The organism is Geobacillus sp. ZGt-1 (assembly GCF_001026865.1).
GTDB classification, from domain to species: Bacteria; Bacillota; Bacilli; order Bacillales; family Anoxybacillaceae; genus Geobacillus; species Geobacillus thermoleovorans.
Genome location: NZ_LDPD01000002.1, coordinates 1 through 3,501, shown reverse-complemented (window position 1 = coordinate 3,501; position 3,501 = coordinate 1). Strand labels below are relative to the sequence as shown.

At 49.3% G+C, this 3,501-nt stretch carries 3 protein-coding genes; 1 reads left to right on the top strand and 2 read right to left on the bottom strand.

The window, feature by feature from the left end:
- Positions 1-798: serine hydrolase (locus tag VU18_RS18540; RefSeq protein ID WP_047757486.1), on the bottom strand; the 798-nt coding region annotated here is incomplete at its 3' end.
- A 104-nt stretch (positions 799-902) separates the two neighbouring features.
- A complete protein-coding gene (guaB, locus tag VU18_RS00045) occupies positions 903-2,369 on the bottom strand; it encodes an IMP dehydrogenase (protein WP_011229525.1) in 1,467 nt (488 codons plus the stop codon).
- Between the two features lie 125 nt (positions 2,370-2,494).
- Here guaB and VU18_RS00040 point away from each other — a divergent pair, with 125 nt between their 5' ends.
- Positions 2,495-3,472 (top strand): YaaC family protein, encoded by a 978-nt coding sequence (locus tag VU18_RS00040; protein ID WP_011229524.1) that lies wholly within the window; start codon positions 2,495-2,497, stop codon positions 3,470-3,472.
- Positions 3,473-3,501 lie beyond the last annotated feature (29 nt).

Genomic DNA, 3,501 nt, shown 5'->3' with positions numbered 1-3,501 from the left:
GAAACAGTTGCCGGCAAATTCCGTATAGCCGGTTTTCAACCCGTCTACACCTTCGTATCCGTACACAAGCCCAGGCAGCATCCAATTCCAGTTGTCCATTTTGATTTCATCTTTTGTTCCTTCCCGGAATACTTTATGAGGAATGCTCGCTGTTTTCAGCACTTCGGGATGATCTTTCAGCAACCGGTAGGCAAGCATCGCCATCGCACGTGCGGACATGACGTTTTCCTCATTTGTGCTTGTCCCTTCCGGATGGAATCCTTTTAAATCCTTATTGCTCAACCCTGTGGCATTGACAAACTTATAATCTTTCAGCCCAAGCTCTTTCGCTTTGTCGTTCATCATTTTCACAAAATTTTTCTCCGATCCAGCGATGATCTCAGCAATTGCGACCGTTGCCCCGTTCGCCGAATAAATGGCCATTGCCTCGTACAGCTCACGCACCGTATACTTGCCATCTTTTCGCAACGGGACATTGGACAGCGCCCGGTCTTGCGACAGCCGGTACACGTAATCGCTTGGCGTGTACATTTGATCCCATTTGACGCGCTTCGCCTTAATGGCGTCAAGAAGCAAATACTCGGTCATCATTTTCGTCATGCTGGCAATCCCAAGCACCGTATCGATATTTTTTTCATACAAAATTCTTCCCGTTTGTGCATCCACTAAAATCGCAGCGTCCGCCCGGATGTCAAGCGGGGCGCTTTCCGCCTTCACCGTCTGTTGAAACGGACCAAACGTTAAACAAAGGCAAATCGACAGCAACCAAAACAACCAGTTTTGTTTTCTCCTCCTCACAATGACACCCTCCTCACACAACCGTTATTGTAACATACCGTCGGCCAAAAAAATAGACGGAGGACATGTCTCCGTCAAAGTTGAGCCGATCGGCGCAACTCCGATCAAAAAGCAGAGTAGTTCGGCGCTTCTTTCGTAATTTGCACGTCATGCGGATGGCTTTCACGAAGCCCCGCGCTCGTCATGCGGATAAACTGCGTTTTTTCGCGCAGCTCTTCCAAATTGCGGGTTCCACAATAACCCATGCCGGCACGCAACCCACCGACAAGCTGATAAATCGTGTCGGCAAGCGGCCCTTTGTATGGAACGCGTCCCTCGATGCCTTCCGGGACAAACTTTTTCGCATCTTCTTGAAAATAGCGGTCTTTGCTGCCGCGCTCCATGGCTGCGACCGATCCCATGCCCCGGTACACCTTAAAGCGGCGGCCTTGGTAAATTTCCGTCTCACCCGGGCTTTCGGAAACACCAGCAAGCAAGCTGCCGAGCATAACCGCATGCGCCCCAGCCGCGATCGCCTTCACAATGTCGCCGGAATATTTGATCCCGCCGTCAGCGATGATCGGGACGCCATGTTTGCGCGCCTCAGTCGCACAGTCGTAGATCGCCGTAATTTGCGGCACACCAACCCCGGCGACAACCCGGGTCGTGCAGATGGACCCCGGACCGATTCCGACTTTAATAATGTTCGCCCCAGCCTCAATCAAGTCGCGCGTCCCTTCAGCTGTCGCGACATTGCCGGCGATGATGTTCAAGTCCGGGTATTGGCGTCGGATGTTGGCCACCGTCTCTAGGACGCCTTTCGAATGGCCGTGCGCCGTGTCAACGACAATGACATCAACCCCTGCCTCAACAAGCTTTTTGACGCGAATCATCGTGTCCGCCGTCACCCCGACGGCCGCCCCGACAATCAGCCTCCCTTTCGCATCTTTCGCCGAATTCGGGAACTCAATGACCTTTTCAATATCCTTGATCGTAATTAATCCCTTCAGCACACCGTTTTCATCAACAAGAGGCAGTTTTTCGACCTTGTGTCGCTGCAAAATTTTCTCTGCTTCCTCCAACGTTGTCCCCACCGGAGCAGTGATCAAGTTTTCCTTCGTCATTACCTCGGAAATTTTAATCGAATAGTCTTGAATGAAACGCAAGTCACGGTTCGTAATAATGCCGACCAATTTTTGCTCCTCGGGGTTGTTGACGATCGGCACCCCCGAGATCCGATATTTACTCATTAAGTGTTCTGCATCATACACTTGATGATCCGGCGTTAGGAAAAACGGGTCCGTAATGACGCCTCGTTCCGACCGTTTCACCTTGTCGACCTGCTCGGCCTGCTGTTCGATCGACATATTTTTGTGAATGATGCCAAGGCCTCCCTGACGCGCCATCGCAATTGCCATCTCCGCTTCGGTGACCGTATCCATCCCAGCGCTGAGAATCGGGATGTTCAACTGCAGCGTATCGCTCAACTTCGTGGTTACATCAACATCGCGCGGCAATACGTCCGACTTCGCTGGGATGAGAAGAACGTCATCAAACGTCAATCCTTCCTTGGCGAATTTCGCTTCCCACATGTTTTCTCCCCCTTGTCCGGAAATATTATTAGTAGCTTAACAACTGGTTAAACTACTGTCAAGGAATCAAGAAAATGTCCAACTTTTCAGTTATTTCAAGACAATTCTATGTAAGGGGGGTAAAAATGTTCGGAAATCACGGTCAACTGTTTCGCCTTTCTGTTTTCCGCTCGGCCGATACTGCGCAGCAATTTTTGCGGCAATGCTATCAACAGCTGCAGCGGGATGACGCCGTCCAACGCAGTTATGCAAACTGTTACCCATTTTTATATTATCTGGAACACGGGCAAAACTTTTACGCCGCTGCCCAGCAGGCGCCGCTGTCCATCAAGCCAGTTCTCTTGTTTTACGGCATGGTGCAGCTCTTAAAAGCATGCCTGCTCACTGTCGACCCCGACTACCCGGAATCAACATCGGTCTTGGCCCATGGTGTATCAGCAAGAAAACGAAAAAAACAGGGCTACGAATTTTTAGATGATGAAGTGAAAATACAAAAAAACGGTTTATTCGCACATTTTTCTGAAAAAATGTTTCATGTGAAACAAGAAGCTGGGGAAAAATTTCGCATGGGCACGCTGTTGCAACGAATTAGCGAGTTGCATGAAACGTTTTTTCTTCTAAGCGGGCGAAAAAAACCGTTATCCTTGCCTGTTGTACATACTGCTTCGCCGCCGATGCTCGCCATCCCAAAAGTGATTTTGGACCACTACCATATGTCGTTGTCCCGCTTTGTCCAATATCTCTGTGAAGAAGGACAAGGAAAGCGGCTTTCGTTCGCCAAAGAAGAAGGAGAATTTCTGTATTTTCATATAGAATCGCCGCTGTCGCCGGCCGGAGAAGGTCCGTTTTTATTCCATCTTGACGGTACACTCCGAATTCCAGTCAAGAAAGAGAAAACATTCTCGCTTCCAGAAATACACGCCCATTACTTGTTGCTGTATAACTTGAGCATGATTTCGCGCTATGAGACGGAATGGTGGAGCGAGCTTCTCCATTCTTACCCAAGCAAGGCATACACTTTTATTCTTGAGTTTCTCTCCGTGTCGGCGGAAAAAGTGCCGTTGCTGCTTCATGAATACTTAATGCGGAAATTTTTGGGTTGAATCAAATCAAAAATCCCCTGCTGTATATA

Bases quoted from the DNA above. Each gene is read 5' to 3' on its own strand.
- guaB (WP_011229525.1), bottom strand. From the start codon at position 2,369: ATGTGGGAAGCGAAATTCGCCAAGGAAGGATTGACGTTTGATGACGTT.
- VU18_RS00040 (WP_011229524.1), top strand. From the start codon at position 2,495: ATGTTCGGAAATCACGGTCAACTGTTTCGCCTTTCTGTTTTCCGCTCG.